Source organism: Paenibacillus marchantiae (genome assembly GCF_028771845.1).
Taxonomy (GTDB): Bacteria; Bacillota; Bacilli; order Paenibacillales; family Paenibacillaceae; genus Paenibacillus; species Paenibacillus marchantiae.
Genome location: NZ_CP118270.1, coordinates 4,934,743 through 4,954,269, shown reverse-complemented (window position 1 = coordinate 4,954,269; position 19,527 = coordinate 4,934,743). Strand labels below are relative to the sequence as shown.

The window sequence follows — 19,527 nt, the reverse complement described above, 5'->3', positions numbered from 1 at the left end:
AAAGAGAATAACAGATAAAAAGGGGAGGTAATACGAATGAAATTAAACAAGAAATTTCTTATGTCTGCACTGTGTATCGTGCTCACGGGAAGCCTAGCGGCTTGCAGTAGCCCTAAGTCCACAGATAAAGGAGCAAGCGCAGCGGCTAAAACCAAGATCACCTACTGGACTGGAGACCGCCATGATTCTGAGTTCGTGAAAGAAACGATCGATAAATTCAATGAAACCAATAAGGATAACATCGAAGTGGAACTGGTTATCAAGGGAGATGATTTCGATCAAGCGCTGGATATGTCTTTTCAGACCTCAGAACCACCGGATGTCATTCGTGTTAAAGAAAACACCATACAGACCTTCTATAAAAAAGGATTCCTAGCTCCAATTGACGAGTTTCTCACAGATAAAATGAAAGATACATTTCCTGTCATGGAGGATCTGAACAGCTTCGATGGAAAACGCTATAGCTTGCCGAACTATGGGACAACGATGCGTCTGATTTACAACAAAGAGCTTTTCGCCAAAGCAGGTATTGAACAACCTCCGACTACACTGAATGAGTTGGTTGAGGCAGCCAAGAAAATTACGCAAGTGGGTAAATCAAACGGAGCCTACGGTTTCGCACAGAATTTTAAAAATCCTTCCAGTGCCTTGGGCCGATCTGCCCGTGTTATTGCAGAAGTAAGTGGTTACGGCGGATATGGTTATGATTTTAAGACAGCTCGATATGACTATAGTGGCTTTAAACCCATCATGGAAGCATTTAAGCAAATCAAGGATGATGGAAGTATGTTGCCCGGTGTCGAATCGCTTGATATCGACCCATTGCGCGCCCAATTCGCTGAAGGGAAAATCGGGATGTACTTATCCTTTTCTGCTGAAGCGGGAGTCTACCAATCTCAATTTCCAGCTAAAATTGATTGGGCTGCAGCACCTGCACCATCCATTGACGGAAATTTCAATGGTGCTTCTGGGTTCTTAGGGGGCCAATGGTTGGCAATAAGTTCAGAGACTGAAAATAAGGAAGCAGCCTGGAAGTTCCTGGAGTATATGTATAATGAATCTGTTCTTCAACAATATCAAGAGAAAGGCTTTGGAATATCCATGGTCCCTTCAGTAAGTGCTGTTGCAGCGAAACCGGAAGTTAAAGGCATAGAAGGTTTCCTGCCGAACAAGTACGACGGTGTCTGGCCGGTCTACCCTACAGTGCCGGTACACGGTATGAAATCTGACGATGCCTTCGTCAAGTACATTCTAAGCGGAGGTAATCTGGATACCATTATCAACGATTTGAATACTCGTTATAACGCTGCTTTGGATACAGCAATTGCGAGTGGAGAAGCGAAGGCCGAGCCTATTGCAGATTTCGATCCAGCGGAACTTGCAGGAAAATACGTAAAATAAAATAGAGGTGTTTAAAAAGGGTGGGGCACGCTCCATCCTTTCATTAAATCTTACAGAGATTGCAAGGAGTTGAGAGGATATGAATAAAGCAAAGAATCTAGCTTTTTCATACAGCTTTCTTTTGCCAAGCTATATTCTTACCATTGTTCTGGGCATCTACCCGATTATGTGGGCCATGAGATATATGTTCTACGATTACAAAGGGTTTGGGACTGCACGATTTGTAGGACTGGCAAATCTAGAACGCGTAATGACAGATCATCAGTTTTGGGATTCAGTATCCAACACGTTCGTTTATGCTGGAGGCAAGCTCCTGCTATCGATACCGCTCGCTCTGATATTGGCCGTCATCCTGAATTGGAAAATTAAAGGGAGAAATCTGCTGAGAGCTATTATATTTATGCCTACGATCATTAGTACAGCGGTTATGGCGGTCGTATTTTTCACCATTTTCAACTCGTATAATGGCATCCTCAATCAGTTCCTTCTGAAATATAAATTGATCGGCAGTGCTATAGATTGGCTGGGCGTTGATTATGCCATGCTGACGATCATCCTCGTTGCTGTATGGGGGGCGGTAGGCAATTATATGCTTTTGTTTCTAGCAGGGCTCCAAAATATTCCCGAAGATGTGTACGAGAGTTCTGCTCTGGATGGGGCTAACAAATTCCAACAATTTCGTTACATTACCATTCCAATGCTGGGCCCTGTCATGCAAATGATCATTATGCTAGCCATTATTAATGCGCTAAAAGGTTATGAGAGTATTATGGTGATGACTGATGGCGGGCCAATTGGAAAAACCAATGTCATGTTCTTATATGTATATAAATTATTTTTCCCGCCTGCGGGTTCCACGGCATCTACACAAATTCAAGAATTTGGCTATGGTAGTGCTGTCGCTTTTGTCACAGCTGTTATTGTTGGCATCATCACGATACTTTACTTTTATGGATCAAAACGAATGAGTCATAACGAATAAGGGAGGAACGTTCATGAGAATTGCATGGAATACCGTACTGTGGGCGTTTCTGTTAATAGTAGCATTTCTAACGCTGTTTCCTATAATTATCACTCTGCTCGGTTCCTTTAAAACGAATGCCGAACTTACTGCCGGAGCGACTTTTCTGCCAGCTATTTGGCAGTTCACCAACTATATCGAAGCGTGGAAACAGGCTAATTTTTCAACATACACACTAAATAGTGTATTTGTTGCCGTCGCGTCAACCATAGGAACATTAATTGTCTCGTCCATGGCAGCCTATGTCGTGAACAGAATGGACTTTATTGGCAAAAAACTATACGTCAGCATCCAGGCATTTACTATGTTTGTAGCGATCGGAGCAGTCGTTCTTCGACCTCAATTCGAGCTGATGATTAAACTTCATCTGCATAATACGCTGTGGGGCGTAATTCTGATTCTGATCAGCACACATGCTTCGGCATTCTTTATCCTGCTCAGCTTCATGAACGGAATTCCTAAAGAGCTTGATGAGGCTGCACGCATCGATGGGTGCTCTCCGGGCAGAACATTCTGGAGAATCATTATTCCGCTGCTTACGCCTGGGCTAGGAGTGTGTGCCTTGTTTGCCTTCCGGGGAGCGTGGAACGAATACCTGATTCCATTTGTGTTTACGCTCAGTAAACCCGAACTGCAGACATTGACCGTCGGACTAGCCAATTTGAAGTACGGAATCACCGCTGCTTCACAGACACACTTCATGATGGCGGGGGCGTGTCTGTCCATTCTCCCGATCCTTATTGCTTATATTTTTGCTAACAAATCCTTTATGCAAATGACTGCGGGCTCCTTAAAGGGCTAGTGGTATTCTTAACATCATCAGGAGGAATGGAAATGAATTCACCTTATATCGGAAAACTCGCATCAAGTTCTGTAATTAAACGTTATCTGAATAACCCGATTCTAGATGCTTCTCGCGTCCCATATCCCACTGCACTTGTGTTCAATGCAGGCGTAACGAAATTCAATGGGAAATATGTGATGGTTTTTCGAAACGACTATGGGTCTTTGGAGCAGCAGACGATTGAGGCTCATCATACAACAGATCTTGGTGTTGCCTTCAGCGATGACGGAATTCATTGGGAGGTGCAACCGAAGCCGTGTTTTAAGCTACATGACCAAGAAATTATCCGTGCCTATGACCCAAGGCTTACCGTAATTGACGGACGCTGCTATATGTGTTTTGCCGTAGACACACAGCATGGCATCCGCGGTGGTGTGGCCGTTACCGACGATTTTGAAGAGTTTGATATTTTGAGCTTGTCGACACCGGATTTGCGAAATATGGTACTATTCCCGGAGAAGATCGGCGGAAAATTTATGAGGCTTGAACGGCCTTTCACAGTCTACAGCCGCGGGGGAGTTGACCGATTCGACATGTGGATTTCAGAATCCCCGGATTTGAGGTACTGGGGAAATTCTGACTTGCTGCTTGCTGTTGAAGATGTACCATTTGCCAATGATAAGATCGGTCCTGCAGCTCCCCCCATCAAGACAGAGCAGGGATGGCTTACTACATTTCATGCCGTTGATATTGACCCTACAAGAGGCAAGAACGGATGGGAAACGTCATGGCAGAAACGGTATACAGCAGGCTTAATGCTGCTTGATTTGGAGAATCCCAAAAAAATAATCGGCATGTATCAGAATCCGCTGCTGACTCCAGAAGCTAGCTATGAGATTGAAGGAGGATTCCGTAACAATGTCATCTTCCCAGGCGGAATGGTACTCGAAGATGATGGTGAGGTTAAGATTTATTATGGTGCAGCAGACACGATTGAATGTCTCGCAACAGCCCATATTGATGATTTGATCCAGTTATGTCTGAAGGGTTAACAGGAGGGAATAAGACAATGACCATATGTGATCTCCTACAACATCCTCCTGCTGATTATCGTACGGTGCCATTTTGGTCCTGGAATGACGATCTAGATCACAATGAACTCGTACGGCAGATCGAAGAAATGCATAGTGCGGGAATCGGTGGTTTTTTTATACATGCCAGGGGAGGCCTTACTGTTCCTTACATGGGCAAAGAGTGGATGGAGGCCATACAGATCTGCATCAAGAAAAGTCAGGAACTTGGGATGGAAACATGGCTCTATGATGAAAATGGCTGGCCTAGTGGTTTTGCTGACGGAAAGGTGCCTGCACTTGGAGTGGCTTATCAACAGAAGCGGTTAGCTTATGAATGGGCTCCTTTTAATCGGGGGAATAGAGTGACAATTGCCTCCTATGTCCAGTCTGAGGAAGAATTGCATCTGCTTACTACTGGCGACACACGCAAACCTGACTTTCGAGTATATTACGAGTTGAATCCTTATTATATCGACACGTTAAGCAAAAAGGCTGTAGCTGCGTTCATTGATTCCACCTATAATGCTTACTGGGCGGAGTTCGGTGAACAATTCGGCTCTGTGTTGAAAGGAATATTCACGGATGAACCGCAGTTTGGACGCGGAGATCTTCCGTGGTCGTTAGAACTCGAAGATGCCTTTCAGAACCAGCACGGGTATTCGCTACGTAAGGTAATTCCAGCTCTGTTCTTGGAAACGAAGGACTGCCGCAGGGTCAGGTATGATTATTGGTCATGTGTCACCACCTTGTTTACTGAGTCCTACGCCAAGCAAATTGGAGAGTGGTGCGAGCAAAGGGGATGGTTAGCTACGGGTCATGTTGTAGACGAGCAAACCCTTATGAGTCAAGCGACTTCAGTGGGCGATCCACTGCTCTTCTATGAATATCTGCAAATCCCCGGTTGTGACTGGCTTGGACGTTCTGTGAGTGAAGAGCCGGTTGTTCCTAAGCAAGTTAGCTCCGTTGTTCGCCAGTTGGGCAAAAAGCAAGCCATCACGGAGAGTTACGGCTGTTCCGGTTGGAATGTCAGCTTTCAGGATTTAAAGCGGATTGGGGAATGGCAATTTGTTCATGGAATGAATCTAATGTGTCAACATTTGCAAGCTTATACGCTGAGGGGACTTCGTAAACGGGATTATCCACCATCTTTGTTTTATCAGCAGCCTTGGTGGAGGTACTATTATCACTTTAATAATTACTTTGCCCGTTTGTCCATGCTCCTTGTGGAAGGAGTACGGCAAGCTGAGGTATTACTGCTTCATCCCATTCGAACAGCTTGGGTGGAACTGGAGGGTTCTAACTCATCACAGGTTGAGCAATATCATGAATCATTTGCACAGCTTTCTCGCTGGTTGTGCCAATCGTTTATCGAGCATGATTATGGAAGCGAGGGAATTATTGAACGTCATGGCAGAGTAGAGGGGAATCTTTTTGTTGTAGGAGAGATAGGTTACCGAGTTGTTGTCGTTCCACCGAGTGTGACCTTAAGCGAGATGACGGTGAAATTGCTCCATCAGTTTGTATTTCATGGAGGAAGCTTAGTTGTATTGGAACCCGTTCCGTTCCTCATCAATGGACAACCGGGTGAAGAAATCCGTCGTTTAGTGAATGGTGCAGTAAAACCCGATTGGAATCGCAACGCCTTGGTAGAATCTGTTTCCAGAACCGTTTCTCCATCGATCGCTATCGTTGACAGGGAAGGACTACCTATCGTATCGGACATGGTCAATATCCAGACGCTTAAGTTAGAAGATTCCTATCTCTATTACCTGGTGAATTCCGGAGAAAAGTGTTATCCAGATGTAGAGGTGACTCTCCCTCGAAGGGGTATACTGTCTCTAATTGATTTGGAGAGTGGTGATATCAGGCCACTTAACTATACCAGGGTAGGTAACGGCGTCAAATTGAACATGACTCTGTACCCTACCCAATCCTATGTTATCAAACTAGTTCCGACCAAAGGTCAACTGGAAACGGATGAGGTAACTCTACTCCAAACAGACAATTCAGCTAGGTTCATTCAGGAACTAAGTGAGTTATGGGAAATTGACCATATCGATCACAATAGCTTGACGATGGACACTTGCAGGTACAGGCTGGAGAATGGTGATTGGTCGGAACCTAAGCCTATTATTTTTATTCAAGAAGAACTGCTTCAGATAGGATATCCTGTTCAAGTCGAATTGGAATTCGAATTTCAGATCGCCTTTGATCCTGCGCTCGTGCGGGAAATGCATCTGGTGATGGAAAATCCGGAGAAAGTGCAAATTCTTATTAATGACAGTAAGATAGCATCTCATAGCTGTGATTGGTGGAGAGATGTATCCTTCAAGAAAATTGATCTAAGTGGGTTCCTTCAGCATGGTCGAAATACCATCAGGTTAACATTGGATTTTTGGAATTCTGCTGAAACGTATGCAGCTATTGAACGTGCTCAAAGTTTTGAGTCTGAGGGGAATAAGCTGAAATTCGATACGGAACTTGAAAGCGTGTATCTAGTTGGACATTTTGGAGTGAAATCGGAATCTCCTTATAAAAATGGCGAGCATGGTGTTATATATACAGATGGTCCATTTATACTTGAAGAACTCCCTCATCAATATTCCTTGATAACTGATCTAGGTTGTCAGGGATTACCGTTCTTTGCAGGCAGTATTCAACTTGTGCAGAATGTTGCAATACATTTTGAAGACAGTGTTTCACGGGTATGGCAATTCGGCTCACATCCGAATGCGATTGTCACAAGATTATCAATTAACGGACAAGAAGTTCGTACCTTTTTATGGGAACCCTATGAAGCAGATATTTCAGAATATCTCCAACAAGGAGAGAATTTGATTGAGCTGGAGCTGACCAGCAGTTGTAGAAACTTGCTTGGACCTCACCATCATGTGAAAGGTGAACCAATGAAGGTTGGCCCAGACAGTTTTAAAAATAGAGTCGGTTGGACGGATAGAGACCTAGACCCATATATCAATTTGTATCAATCTCATTATGCTTTTGTTCGCTTTGGACTAAGTACATTACCACGGATAGTTATGATGACTTGAAAGAGCAAGAAGATACGTGGTCAGTTTGATCTTTATAAAAGGACATATGGTGTTAATCAATGATTCCCTTTCAGGGCAGATGCTCACATAATTAATGTGTGAAATCTGCCCTTTTTGTTGAGTTACCCTCATTATTCGATTTATAGATGCAGTTTATAATGATTGTGCTGGGAGAAATTGCATGCCGGCGGGACTGCAATTTCAGTCCAACTTAATTTGAAAGGGCTTTCAAAAAATTAAAGGAGGCAAATGTGATGGCAATGTTTAGAAAATTTCTATGCCCTACTCTGGTGTTGATGCTTCTTACTACCATGTTTACACTTACCTCGAACGCCCAATCTGGAGTAGAAAATGCGGAAGAAACTCACTTGGCACCAGCAACGATTCACACTTATCAACCATCAGTGCGCTATACTAACTCGGCTAATTATACGCTAAAAGCAAACGGGGTCGTTGTGCCAGTTGTCAAAGGATTTAGTGATTACGACTATGCTCATTTTTCCATGTCGGAAGGGCCTGTTACGTATGAATTAACGATTTTAAATACCGATAAAGTACATGAATATTCTATAAGTCCAAAGAAGCTCGGTATACAAGCTGAAAAGATAGAGGGAAGGACGATAACCTTCACAACACAATCTGACGAATACCTGATCGTGACAATGAATAATCGCCAAACACGCATGGTTATCGCTGCAGATCCGATGGAGAAGGATGTTCCCGCCTCAAACGGAGAAGGCATTTTTAATGTTACATCCGCTCCATATCATGTGGTGTCCTCAGGCACACCAGCAACCGGAGTAAGCACGAGAACGGCTTCCATTCAGCAAGCAATTAATGATGCCAGCCAATACGGAACCCTTCAAGGAGGCGGTAAACAGGGCATTGTCTATGTACCGGCCGGAACTTATTATATTGGTAATCTGGTATTAAAAAGTAATACTGCTGTCTACATGGAGCCTGGAGCAACGTTCATCGGTACAGGAAAGACAGTTGATTATAAGGAGCACTGGTTTAAGGATTCCATGGGAAGGCCGGCTACCTGGTGGATCTCAACTGCATTTCAATCCGAAAATATTCGGATATATGGACGGGGTACGATTGATGGCAACGGGCAAGCCTTGCACGATGATAAGACTAGCAATGGTAAAGGAATGATCAATAATCTGGTTGTTCCCATTGCCACTTCCAATTTTGTCATGGATGGTATCCTTATACGGGAATCATCTGGCTGGGCCGTTGTTTGAATCCCAGGATGTAGTTGTACAAAATGCGATCGGTATTTCCTTGGATGATCCATTTTCTACGAAAGCCTGGAAAGCGGACACAGACATCGCTTCAGGTAAAGTACCTTGGCCGGGGAATCCAGAACCGGTTCAAAACGTGCTATTCAAGGATACGATAGCGTGGACGTTATGTTATGGTTATAAGATTGGTCAAGGAGTTATGCAAGATCAATCTAATATTGTATTCAGAAACGGAGTCGTTTACAAAGCTGCAGTGGGCTTCGCTATTCATCATAAATATGGGACCGGAATCGTTAGTGATGTGAGGTTTGAATCAATGGATGTCGAGGACATCAGTGGAAGTAACGAAGATAATAGTGCCTGGATGACCCTGTTCACGGTTAATGGAGGCAACCATGGAGTGGGACCCATTCGAGGAGTCACAGTAAAAGATATTACGGTCCGTGACGCAGGGGAAAGCTTTGCCAAGATTAAAGGATTGGAAGGAGCCATGATTACTGATCTGACGTTTGAGAACGTCTACATGCCTGGTAGCAACACTCCTGCTCGTACGCTACAAGAGATGAATTTCCTAAATAAAGAGCATTACAGCGGAGTTACGATTAAGCCGGTTCAGAATACTGAGCCGCTTCCCTTAATTAATTTGGCGCTCCATCGCCCAGCGGTAGCTTCATCCAATGATGGAATTGAGAACACCGCACCGTATGTGACCGATGGAAACTTAACAACCCGCTTTGGTTCAAAGCGCGGGGTGGACCCAGGCTGGATTTATGTGGATCTCGGAGAAACTAAAAAGATCAATGAAGTCAGGTTGTACTGGGAAGCCGCGTACGGTAAAAGTTATCGCATACAGGTAGCCGATGCTCCAAACCAGGAGGCAAATTGGAGCGACGTTTATAGCACCACTAACGGCAAAGGTGGTTTAGAGAGGATTACTTTTAACGAAGTGGAAGCACGTTATGTTCGTATGTACGGGACTGTCCGAGCTACGATCTATGGGTATTCAATTTGGGAATTTGAGGTATACGGACCGACGCAATAACTCCTTCGAGTAGGATAGGACTAGAATGTCATTACTACGCTTTGGCCGTCTCCCGGAGTCTACCGGGGGACGGTTGTTTAGTTTCTTCTGAAGTAGATTCTGACCTAAGTATCATGACTATTTTGCTATAATGCTGGAATAGAGCCCTGTCCCTGGTGGGCAAGCTGGATGAAGGAGGAAAAACAAGATGAGGACTAATTGGATAAATCTGCAACTGAGTAATCACACGCCGGAGAGGGTGCAACGATGAGACCAACCCTGAAACCCCGCCTCGGTGTCCGCTTCAAAATGATCGGTATCTCGCTAATTGGACTACTTATACCAGCATTAGCCTTCGTGTTATTCGTACCCTCTTATTATAACAAGAATATGACCCATGATATAAATTTCGCCACGCAGGCTACGATTTCATCTGCGCTCATTAACCTGAACACGTACATCGAGGATCTGGAGCGACTCGTCGTGGTGCCTTATCTGAATGATTCCATTATGGATGCTTTTAACACTTTTCGGAAGATTGACAGCGGAAAGACGGTATCTCTCTTAGAGCAGCTGCAAGCCACAAGAACGATGAACACGACCCTGCCCAATTACACACAGAATTTGCGAAAGGATATAACAGGGACGCTAGTGTGCTTCATTCCAAAGACCGTGTTCGCCGTGTACACCAACAATAGTGGGCTGGTCAGCGACTATCCCTTTACGAAACAGACCTGGTACAAACAAGCGTTAGCAGCCGAAGGCAAGACGGTATTCATCAGCTCGCATAAGCAGGACTATCTGACAGATCCGGCCGCAGATAAAGTTTTTTCTATAGTGAAGTTGGTCAAGGATCTGGATACAAGACAGCCAATCGCCGTTGTTAAGGCGGATGCGGATACTCGGGTGCTGTCTGTCATACTGGATAAAATCAAACTGAATGTGTCTTCGATTATGTCCGTTATCGACGAGCAAGGCAATGTGATCTATTCCAACAAGCCGTTATCGGACACGATGCTAAAAGAACTCCGCAACAAAAGCAATTCCTCCAAAATCGATGATCACGGCGAGGTGTACAGTGTAACAACCCAGCATATTGAGAAGACGGATTGGAACATGGTGGCCATGGTCTCTGAGACGGAATATATCAACAGAATTAATGTTATGCAGGCCACAGTTACAGGGGTGTATGTTCTAGTCTCGATTTTCTCTGTACTTCTGGTGGCGCTTCTGTCACAACGTATGATGAAGCCCCTGCGAAAAATGGTGAATGTGATGGCCAAGGTAGAGACCGGCAATTTCAATGTACGTGTCCCAGTGAGGGGAAGAGATGAGATAGCCATCCTTGGCAGCTCCTTCAACTTGATGCTCAGCGAAGTGAACAACCTGTTGAATCGTGAATATAGGGCAGTTCTGAGCAAGCAATCCGCAGAGTATAAGGCGCTGCAATCCCAGATTGAACCTCATTTTCTATACAACACGCTCAATACAATGATTGGCATCAACCGTCTGGGCGACAGCAAGGTGCTGGAGCAAGCAATCCTGTCACTGACTGGTATGATGCGTTATATGACAGAGCAGGCCGATTGGACAACCCTGAACGAAGAATTCCAGATGCTGAATCAATACTGCTATCTACAGAAGCTCAGATTCCAGAATCGGCTGGAATACACCATCCAACTGGACCCAGAAGCGGAACCAATGAAAATCCCGAAACTGCTGATTCAGCCATTGGTGGAGAATGCGATTGTGCACGGTATTGAGCCGCTTGGCGAAACGGGTCAACTGACGGTCTTGGGGAGTATAGAAACTGTGCATTTCCAGCGCTGTGTGGTCATTGTCATCGAGGATTCTGGCACCGGTCTGGAGCAGACCGAAGGTTCAAAATGGATGGGTGTGGGGTTGACCAATGTGAAGAACAGACTTCAATATGCCTATAAGAAAGCCGATTTAAATATTCAGAGCAGGGTGAACGTGGGCACCCGAATTACAATAACCATTCCACTGGAGGATGATAACGATGAAGATCGTCATAGCTGATGATGAGTACTACGTTCGGATCGGGCTGGTAAAAATGCTGGAAGAAATTTTGACGGAGGAGTACTCCATTATTGAGGTGGAGAATGGTCACCAGGTACTGGACAAGATTCGGGAGATTCAGCCGAATGTGGTGTTCCTGGATATCAAGATGCCGCGGATGAGCGGTCTTGAAGCATTTCAACAGGCCTATGGTCTGTCTCCGGAGACGCAATGGATTGTGATCAGCGGTTATGCTGATTTTGAATATGCCAGAAAAGCGCTACAGCTTGGCGCGGTAGATTATTTGCTCAAGCCCGTCTCCCCGGAGCAACTGGAGCTGATTACGGCTGATATTAGGAAGCGAATGCTGGCACAGACCGAGGTTCGCTGCAGCACGTTCAAGCAGAATTTGACGGCTGTATTTAACCGCACGCTGAGCCTCAGAACGCTGCCGGAGGGACATGAGCTGAAGCAACTGAGCTATGTGCCTATCCTTTTTGCACTGGACAGGTATGTGGAGAAGGGGCAACATTCCGAGGAACTTACCGGCTGGTATACGGAGATGGAGAACGCAGTCCAGCAATTGAATAATCGGAGCCTGCGCGCTGCGCTGGTCGTTGTACCCGGAGGTACGGTGGGAATCATGCTTGGCTGGGACCGGGAAGATGAACATACGGAGCAGTGGGTGATGCAGAGCGCTTATGGCAAAATCAATAAGGTGCTGGGACGCTTGAGTGGTGGTAGTCTGGGATTCTATGCCTTGGCAGGCGAACCTTGCGCCGGATTGCATGAACTGGAGGCCCATATCGCTATTATTGAAGCTGCTTTGCTGATAAAGGCTTTGCTGGCTCGCAATGATCTAATCCGCTGGAAGGAGCTATCCGGGCTGGTGGGCACGCTATCTAAGGAAGCGAGGGAATGGTCTAGAGCGCTGGTGGAGCTTGCTGACACTTATCGGAAAAAGGATTACTACCGGTATGTCATGCTTAGCCGAGGGATCGGGAGCTTCTTGGATAAAGGGTACGACAGCCTGCCGATTCAGGCCAGAAATCACGCCGGATCTTTTCTCAACAATGCGTTGTCTACAGGCACAGACCCCCGTGAAAAGTCGCTACCTGATGCTGCATCTTGGAGACAACTGCTCGAACGTGGAGAGAAGGAACTGCTCCGTGATACCGAAGGCAGTACGGATATGATTGATCGTGTCGTCGAATACATTGAGCGGAATTATGCCGAAGATATAGGCGTGGCGGGGGTAGCAGAGATTTTCAGTATCACGCCCAATTATCTCAGCTCACTTTTCCATAAAAAAACAGGCAGCACCTTCGTCAAATATGTGACCCACCTGCGTATTGCTAAGGCCAAAGAACTGCTGGCTGGACATGACCTTCAGGTACAGGAGGTAGCGGCAGCAGTGGGCTTTAACAGTCCCAAACATTTTGCCAAGTTGTTCAAAGAGCATAGTGGAAGTTACCCTTCGGAGTTTAGGGCGGAGCTTCGAGCGAAGTGAGCCCTCCGATATTATAGAAATTTGCACCTGGAGTGTAGATTGGCTATCTGCACATTCAGTTGCGGCTGCCCTAGAATTGAATTAAGCCTTACAAATACAAATGCAGAAGGGGAAATCAGACAGATGGCAAAAGGAAAAAGATTGAAAAGAATGTTAGCGGTTTCAATGATGCTGACGATGGCTGCCGCACTGTTTACCGGCTGTTCCAGCTCCAACTCCAGCAAGGAATCTGGAGGCTCCAGTAAGGAAGATACCATTACTTTATCCGTATGGACCCAGCGTAGTGGTGAAGGTGCAGCCGCTCTGGAGAAAGTATCGAGACAATTCGAAGCAGAGAATCCAGGCATCAAAATTGATTTCAATGCCCCGGGTAAGGAATATGAGAACATCCTGAAGATCAAGATGTCATCGGATGAGATGCCGGATATCTGGTCAACACATGGCTGGGCCATTGGCAAGTACAGCGACCAACTGGCCGATCTCTCGAATGAGGAATGGGTACCCCGCTTAATTCCTTCCCTGAAAGAGCAGGTAACGGATGCGGATGGCCGGGTGCTGTCCATGACGATTGATTCTGACACTTCTGCAATCGCTTACAATGTGGATCTGTTTGAGAAATACAATCTTCAAGTGCCGAAGACGGTAGATGAGCTGCTGGCATTGTGTGAGAAGGTTAAAAAAGAAAGCGGTGGTAAAGTAGTTCCGATCCATATTGGCGGTGGCGACGGCTGGCCGATCGGCCAGGCTGTAGATTTTTTCTCCAGCACACTGCTTACGACAGACAGCAACAATAACTACGGCGAAGAATTGAAGAACGGCACGTTCGATTGGAATCACTATAAGCCGCTTGGCGAGCTGTTCCAGACTATGAAAGACAAGGGCTATGTCAACGTGGACATTCTAACGGCCAAGAATGACGATACCGCCAAAGCCATTGCCAACAATGAGGCGCTTATTGCCATCACCGGATTTGGAATTAAAGATTCCGCAGTGAAATACAATCCAAATGTGAAAATCGGCTTCTTCCCGATCCCGACCTTCTCCGATAAGGATGAACCTGTATTGGTTGGTGGAGAGACTGATGCCTGGGGGATCTCGAAGAACACGAAGCATATGGAAGCAGCTAAGAAATACATCGCGTATTTTGCCAAGCCAGAGATCAACAAGCAGCTCTGTGAAGAAGCGAATATCCGCTCGGCCTTTACCGATGTCAATGTGGACTTGGGAGAGATGACGCCTTATTACGAAGCTTCCAAAAATGCGAGAATTGTGCCTTACTTTGACCGGGCCTTCCTGCCAAGTGGAATGTGGGATGCTATCTCCAAATACGGTCAAATGCTGTTCACCGGGTCGTACTCCGTGGATCAATTTGCCAAGGACATGAACGATAGCTATACCCGGTTGCTCGATAAATAAGGTTTGATGGATAACGTACCTTCATAAGTTCCCTCTTTGGGACTGATGAAGGTATCTTCATTTCAGGTCAAAGATAAGCAATACAGATAGGAGGAGTTAAGCCGAATGAACACCTTCAAAAAGATAAGACATTCCCAGTCAAGCATCAACGTAATGTACATTCCTGCACTGATCTTTTTCTTTGTTTTTATTGCCTACCCGTTCATTCAGGGCATTATGATCTCATTTACTGACTGGAACGGTTACTCTGAAGCACGGAATTTTATTGGGTGGAAAAATTACGCCCGCCTGTTTGCGGATAAAGATATGGGGCTTGTCATTTTCAATACCTTTTTATATGGAATTCTGAGTACCGTCTTCCAGAACTTATTCGGGCTGCTGTATGCACTGTTTGTGGATATGAAATTCCGTCTGCGGGGCGTTGTCCGCACGATCGTGTATTTGCCCGTTATTGTCTCACCGCTCATTATGGGGTACATCTTGTACTATTTCTTCCAATATAACGGCGGAACGATGAATGAAGTGATTTCCTGGTTCGGCATAGAGCCGAAGAACTGGCTTAATCAATGGAGCAGCTCTGTAACCAGCATCATTATTGTGAATAATTTCCAGTTCATTGGACCGGCGATGATTATCTATCTGACTGGACTCCAGTCGATATCTTCCGATTACTATGAAGCGGCCGATCTGGATGGTGCCTCTGCTTTTGCCAAGTTCAGATCGATTACCTTGCCGCTGCTTATGCCAGCCATCACCATTAATGTCGTGTACAATCTTATCGGCGGTCTCAAGTTGTTCGATATTATCATGGCTTTGACGAATGGCGGACCTGGATATACAACTTCGTCCCTGTCCACATTCATGTACTCCGTCTACTCGGGGCAGCAGGATGCAGGCTATGCCACAACGGTCGGAAACTTTATGTTCGTCATTATCGGTGTCGTCGGTCTGCTTGTGCTGGGTAATCTGCGGAAACGGGAGGTCGAATATTGATGAAGCGGAATAATACCGTCAAGAAAATCTTCATTGCCGTTGTCAGTCTAATCATATGCCTGATTCCGCTGATCCCTTTCTATATGATGATCAACATCTCACTGAAGGATGTAACCGACTACAAGTCGACGATCAGCATTCCGAAAGAGTTTGTATTTGCGAACTTTGTGGATGCTTGGAAAAGCGCGGGTCTCGGCACAGCTTTCATGAACAATATTATTATTACGGTCTTTACGTTACTACTTGTTATCTTGGTCTCTTCCATGGCCTCATACCCGCTGTCGAGAAACAAGTCTAAACTGAATAAAGCGATCTATACCACCTTTATCGCTTGTATGATCATTCCTTCGCTGACGCTGATTGTGCCACTGTATATGATTTTGATCAAAATGCATGCGCTGAACACGCTATGGGGAGCGATTCTGGTTCAGACGGCCTTCTCACTGCCGATGTCCATCTTTCTTTATACGGGCTTTATCAGTTCGATCCCCAAAGAACTGGATGAAGCCGGTTATATTGACGGTGCGAGCCGAATCGGTATTTTCTTCAAGCTGATTCTGCCGCTGCTGAAGCCGATTACGGCGTCAGTGGTAATTCTACAAGGGGTGGGTATCTGGAACGAGTACGGCATGTCGCTCTATATTTTGCAGAACAAGGATGTGCAGAATCTTACGGTCGCTTTGTCCAGATTCGTTGGGCAGTACCAATCGCAGATGAACTGGGTGGCGGCGGGTTGTTTAATGTCGGCTGCACCTATGATTGTGCTATTTCTGATTTTCCAGAAACAATTTATTAAAGGCATCTCATCAGGTGCTGTGAAAGGGTGAGGAATGGTATGGCTTATTTTGATCTTATTGAACTTCCCGAAATCGTATTGGTCCAGGAGGACAAAAGCTGGAGCCGCATGGAGTCACAAAGCGGCGTATATACGGATGAGGATATCCGGGTAGAGGTACGTAAGCAGACCGGAAGCCTAGGCGTGAGTCTATCTGCCGATCAGACTCCGGTTAGCCGGATTGCGCTGAGATGGAACCGGGAGATCGGCGAGCATGTTAGACTGCTCGGCGACCACTGGGAGAGATCTTATGGTGATCTGCAATGGGCGGGTATTATGCCAGACCGGGAGATGCCCTGGTATTTCATGGCCCTCCAAGACGGCATCACGCATGGTTACGGCGTGAAGACCGGGCCGGCCTCGCTATGCTGTTGGTTCGTCGACGCCCACTGGGTGACGCTGGTCCTTGATGTGCGATGCGGGGGTACGGGCGTGCTACTGAGTGGTCGCCAGCTCGAGGCGGCTGAAGTGGTCAGCCGTAAGGGAGAGCTTGGAGAGACACCATTTGAGGCAACGCAGGCGTTCTGCCGTGTAATGTGCGAGCAACCGGTGCTGCCGAAATTCCCCGTCTACGGGGGAAACAACTGGTATTATGCCTATGGGCACAGCTCCCATGGACAGATTCTTGAAGACAGCAAGCTGATGTCCTCGCTGGCCACTTCTTCTGTCAATCGTCCATATATGGTCATTGACGACGGTTGGCAGAAAAACTGGGGCAAATTTGCCGCGAGCCGCCATCAGCCATGGCTGCCGGATGAGCAGCTGTTCCCGGATATGGAACAGCTGGCCAGGCAAATGACAGAGACGGGCGTGCGTCCTGGCATGTGGTTCCGCCCGCTGTTGACAACGATGGATTCGCCCAAGGAGTGGCTGCTAAACAATCCATTAGCAAAAGCGGAACAGCCGGAAGGTTACATTCTGGATCCCAGCATTCCGGAGGTGCTGGAGTCCATCGCAGACTATGTAGCCCGTTATACAGGCTGGGGCTACAAGTTGCTGAAGCATGATTTTACAACCTATGATCTGTTTGGTCGTTGGGGCAGCCGCTTTGGCATGGGTATTACCGATGACGGCTGGCATTTCGCCGACCATTCCAGAACATCTGCAGAGATTATTCTTGCGTTGTACAAGGCGATCAAACGTAATGCTGGAGATACGCTCATTATCGGCTGCAACACACTGTCCCACTTGTCGGCAGGCATCTTTGAAATTCAGCGTACCGGCGACGATACCAGTGGTCTTCAATGGGAACGCACTCGCCGGATGGGGATCAACACCTTGGCCTTCCGAATGCCTCAGCATGACACGCTCTATGCCGTTGACGCTGATTGTGTGGGATTGACAAACAATGTGGATTGGAAAATGAACAGACAGTGGCTGGATGTTCTGTCGCGTAGCGGCACCCCGCTCTTCGTGTCGGCCGATCCCAAAGCCATGGGCAGTGAACAGCGCAAGGCGGTCACCGAAGCCTTTGAACGGGCAGCTATAGCTACAGCAGTCTCTGAGCCATTGGACTGGCTCTCCAATATGGCACCTTCCCGCTGGAAATCGGGTGGGGTAATTTCAGATTATGACTGGACGGATAAGGGGAGTATCGAAGCCTGCTCGGGCTATTTTAGCTGGAACTGATATAGAGGCTGAATTTAAGAATCAGAGTTTGATATAAAGTGCGAATAGAGCATAAGAACCTTTTGAATATGTAGCGTCTTTATTCACAACGTGAACCGCTGATTTTGGCTCAGCCCAAATATAGATAGAATAATAATTAACAACGGAGGATTATGAAAATGAAATCTGACATCACCGCTATCAAGGAGACGATTGAACGTGTAACAAGCAAGCTTTCCCACCGCCCCAAACTGGCGCAGCTGTTTCAGAACTGTTATCCCAACACGCTGGAGACCACCTTTCAGCAACTTGAAGACGGAACGGCTTTTGTAATTACGGGAGATATACCGGCAATGTGGCTGAGAGATTCCTCTGCCCAGGTGCGGCACTATATTGGCGATGCCGTGAAGGACTCCGAGCTAGCTGATATGATCAAAGGGGTAATCCGCAAGCAAATGTTTTACATTAATCTGGACCCGTATGCGAATGCGTTCAACCGCGAAGGCAATAATCACGGCCACAAGGACGATATTACCGAACATAATCCTTGGGTGTGGGAACGCAAATACGAGATCGACTCCCTATGTTACCCGATACAGCTGGCGTATCTGTTCTGGAAGGCAAACGGCGATATTGAGATTTTCGACGATGTTTTTCAGGAAGCAGTTTTGAATATCCTCGATCTGTGGACAAAAGAACAGCGCCACGAGCAATCTCCGTACACGTTTGAGCGATTGAACTGCCCGGAGACGGATACGCTGAGTTATGGTGGGCGCGGCACGCCTGTAGCTTATACCGGGATGACCTGGAGCGGCTTCCGTCCAAGCGATGATGCTTGCACTTACGGGTATCTGGTTCCGGCGAATATGTTCGCTGCCGTGGCTCTGCGCTATATTGTGGAGATTAATAAAGATGTACTACGACATCAGGATATCGGCCGCCGGTCCCAGCTGCTGCTGGATGAGATCGAAGAAGGCATTCAGACGTATGCGATCACGGAGCATCCCGTATATGGACGAATCTATGCTTATGAGACGGACGGAATGGGCAACTACAATCTGATGGACGACGCGAATGTGCCCAGCCTGTTGTCCCTTCCTTATCTTGGATATTGCAAGGCCGATGATCCGGTGTACTTGAACACCCGACGGTTTATTCTGAGTAAGGATAATCCCTATTATTTTGCTGGTGAAAAAGCAAAGGGGATTGGCAGTCCGCATACCCCGCATAATTACATCTGGCATATTGCCTTGGCGATGCAAGGGCTGACTACCGAGGACCCTGAAGAGCTGGAACAGTTGCTGGTTCTGCTGGAGACAACAGATGCCGATACCGGGTTTATGCATGAAGGTTTTGATGTCAATGATCCCGGGAAATTCACCAGACCTTGGTTCGCCTGGGCCAACTCCATTTGCAGTGAGCTGATAATGAAATATGTCGATGAAGGAGAATAAGAATCGAGATTCGATCAGGCTCTAATCTCAATTCCAATCTCAACCCAGAACCGAAACCTAATACGAACCTAAAGCGGAATCTGTATTGTTTCAGT

The 19,527-nt window shown here is 46.5% G+C and carries 14 protein-coding genes; all 14 read left to right on the top strand.

The genetic code is table 11. From position 1 onward, the window contains the following. Positions 1 to 36 precede the first annotated feature (36 nt). The 14 genes from PTQ21_RS22315 (at position 37) to PTQ21_RS22250 (ending at position 19,432) form a co-directional block, all read left to right on the top strand. Complete coding sequence (locus tag PTQ21_RS22315) at positions 37 to 1,401, top strand: ABC transporter substrate-binding protein (RefSeq protein ID WP_090806726.1); 1,365 nt, start codon at positions 37 to 39, stop codon at positions 1,399 to 1,401. Between the two features lie 79 nt (positions 1,402 to 1,480). Continuing rightward, on the top strand, positions 1,481 to 2,383 hold the full coding sequence (locus tag PTQ21_RS22310; RefSeq protein WP_063563752.1) for a carbohydrate ABC transporter permease: 903 nt from the start codon (positions 1,481 to 1,483) through the stop codon (positions 2,381 to 2,383). Positions 2,384 to 2,396: 13 nt separating this feature from the next. Then, positions 2,397 to 3,224, top strand: coding sequence for a carbohydrate ABC transporter permease (locus tag PTQ21_RS22305; RefSeq protein WP_090950520.1), 828 nt, complete (start codon positions 2,397 to 2,399; stop codon positions 3,222 to 3,224). 32 nt (positions 3,225 to 3,256) lie between these two features. Then, entirely contained in the window at positions 3,257 to 4,258 is a 1,002-nt protein-coding gene (locus PTQ21_RS22300) for a glycoside hydrolase family 130 protein (RefSeq protein ID WP_072733066.1), read from the top strand. A 17-nt stretch (positions 4,259 to 4,275) separates the two neighbouring features. Further along, positions 4,276 to 7,329, top strand: coding sequence for a glycosyl hydrolase (locus PTQ21_RS22295; protein ID WP_274567199.1), 3,054 nt, complete (start codon positions 4,276 to 4,278; stop codon positions 7,327 to 7,329). A 254-nt stretch (positions 7,330 to 7,583) separates the two neighbouring features. Continuing rightward, on the top strand, positions 7,584 to 8,576 hold the full coding sequence (locus PTQ21_RS22290) for a glycosyl hydrolase family 28-related protein (RefSeq protein WP_274567197.1): 993 nt from the start codon (positions 7,584 to 7,586) through the stop codon (positions 8,574 to 8,576). Then, positions 8,509 to 9,618, top strand: coding sequence for a galactose-binding domain-containing protein (locus PTQ21_RS22285; protein WP_274567196.1), 1,110 nt, complete (start codon positions 8,509 to 8,511; stop codon positions 9,616 to 9,618). Before PTQ21_RS22290 ends, PTQ21_RS22285 begins: the two co-directional genes overlap by 68 nt. A 246-nt stretch (positions 9,619 to 9,864) precedes the next feature. Next, entirely contained in the window at positions 9,865 to 11,637 is a 1,773-nt protein-coding gene (locus tag PTQ21_RS22280) for a cache domain-containing sensor histidine kinase (RefSeq protein ID WP_274567195.1), read from the top strand. After that, positions 11,618 to 13,126, top strand: coding sequence for a response regulator transcription factor (locus PTQ21_RS22275; RefSeq protein WP_274567194.1), 1,509 nt, complete (start codon positions 11,618 to 11,620; stop codon positions 13,124 to 13,126). The genes PTQ21_RS22280 and PTQ21_RS22275 overlap by 20 nt, the downstream gene beginning before the upstream one ends. 123 nt (positions 13,127 to 13,249) lie before the next feature. Further along, positions 13,250 to 14,542, top strand: a complete 1,293-nt coding sequence (locus tag PTQ21_RS22270) for an ABC transporter substrate-binding protein (protein WP_274567192.1) — start codon at positions 13,250 to 13,252, stop codon at positions 14,540 to 14,542. A gap of 105 nt (positions 14,543 to 14,647) precedes the next feature. Further along, on the top strand, positions 14,648 to 15,535 hold the full coding sequence (locus tag PTQ21_RS22265; protein ID WP_274567191.1) for a carbohydrate ABC transporter permease: 888 nt from the start codon (positions 14,648 to 14,650) through the stop codon (positions 15,533 to 15,535). Beyond that, complete coding sequence (locus PTQ21_RS22260; RefSeq protein ID WP_063563760.1) at positions 15,535 to 16,362, top strand: carbohydrate ABC transporter permease; 828 nt, start codon at positions 15,535 to 15,537, stop codon at positions 16,360 to 16,362. The genes PTQ21_RS22265 and PTQ21_RS22260 overlap by 1 nt, the downstream gene beginning before the upstream one ends. Before the next feature lie 8 nt (positions 16,363 to 16,370). Continuing rightward, a complete protein-coding gene (locus PTQ21_RS22255; RefSeq protein ID WP_274567189.1) occupies positions 16,371 to 17,999 on the top strand; it encodes an alpha-amylase family protein in 1,629 nt (542 codons plus the stop codon). Positions 18,000 to 18,157: 158 nt separating this feature from the next. Beyond that, positions 18,158 to 19,432: a glycoside hydrolase family 125 protein gene (locus tag PTQ21_RS22250; protein ID WP_420800341.1), complete on the top strand. Its 1,275-nt coding sequence runs from the start codon at positions 18,158 to 18,160 to the stop codon at positions 19,430 to 19,432. The last annotated feature ends 95 nt before the right edge of the window (positions 19,433 to 19,527 follow it).

Coding starts and splice junctions, on each gene's coding strand:
- PTQ21_RS22270 (WP_274567192.1), top strand. CDS start 13,250: ATGGCAAAAGGAAAAAGATTGAAAAGAATGTTAGCGGTTTCAATGATG.
- PTQ21_RS22280 (WP_274567195.1), top strand. CDS start 9,865: ATGAGACCAACCCTGAAACCCCGCCTCGGTGTCCGCTTCAAAATGATC.
- PTQ21_RS22275 (WP_274567194.1), top strand. CDS start 11,618: ATGAAGATCGTCATAGCTGATGATGAGTACTACGTTCGGATCGGGCTG.
- PTQ21_RS22300 (WP_072733066.1), top strand. CDS start 3,257: ATGAATTCACCTTATATCGGAAAACTCGCATCAAGTTCTGTAATTAAA.
- PTQ21_RS22255 (WP_274567189.1), top strand. CDS start 16,371: ATGGCTTATTTTGATCTTATTGAACTTCCCGAAATCGTATTGGTCCAG.
- PTQ21_RS22295 (WP_274567199.1), top strand. CDS start 4,276: ATGACCATATGTGATCTCCTACAACATCCTCCTGCTGATTATCGTACG.
- PTQ21_RS22265 (WP_274567191.1), top strand. CDS start 14,648: ATGAACACCTTCAAAAAGATAAGACATTCCCAGTCAAGCATCAACGTA.
- PTQ21_RS22250 (WP_420800341.1), top strand. CDS start 18,158: ATGAAATCTGACATCACCGCTATCAAGGAGACGATTGAACGTGTAACA.
- PTQ21_RS22315 (WP_090806726.1), top strand. CDS start 37: ATGAAATTAAACAAGAAATTTCTTATGTCTGCACTGTGTATCGTGCTC.
- PTQ21_RS22260 (WP_063563760.1), top strand. CDS start 15,535: ATGAAGCGGAATAATACCGTCAAGAAAATCTTCATTGCCGTTGTCAGT.
- PTQ21_RS22310 (WP_063563752.1), top strand. CDS start 1,481: ATGAATAAAGCAAAGAATCTAGCTTTTTCATACAGCTTTCTTTTGCCA.
- PTQ21_RS22305 (WP_090950520.1), top strand. CDS start 2,397: ATGAGAATTGCATGGAATACCGTACTGTGGGCGTTTCTGTTAATAGTA.
- PTQ21_RS22290 (WP_274567197.1), top strand. CDS start 7,584: ATGGCAATGTTTAGAAAATTTCTATGCCCTACTCTGGTGTTGATGCTT.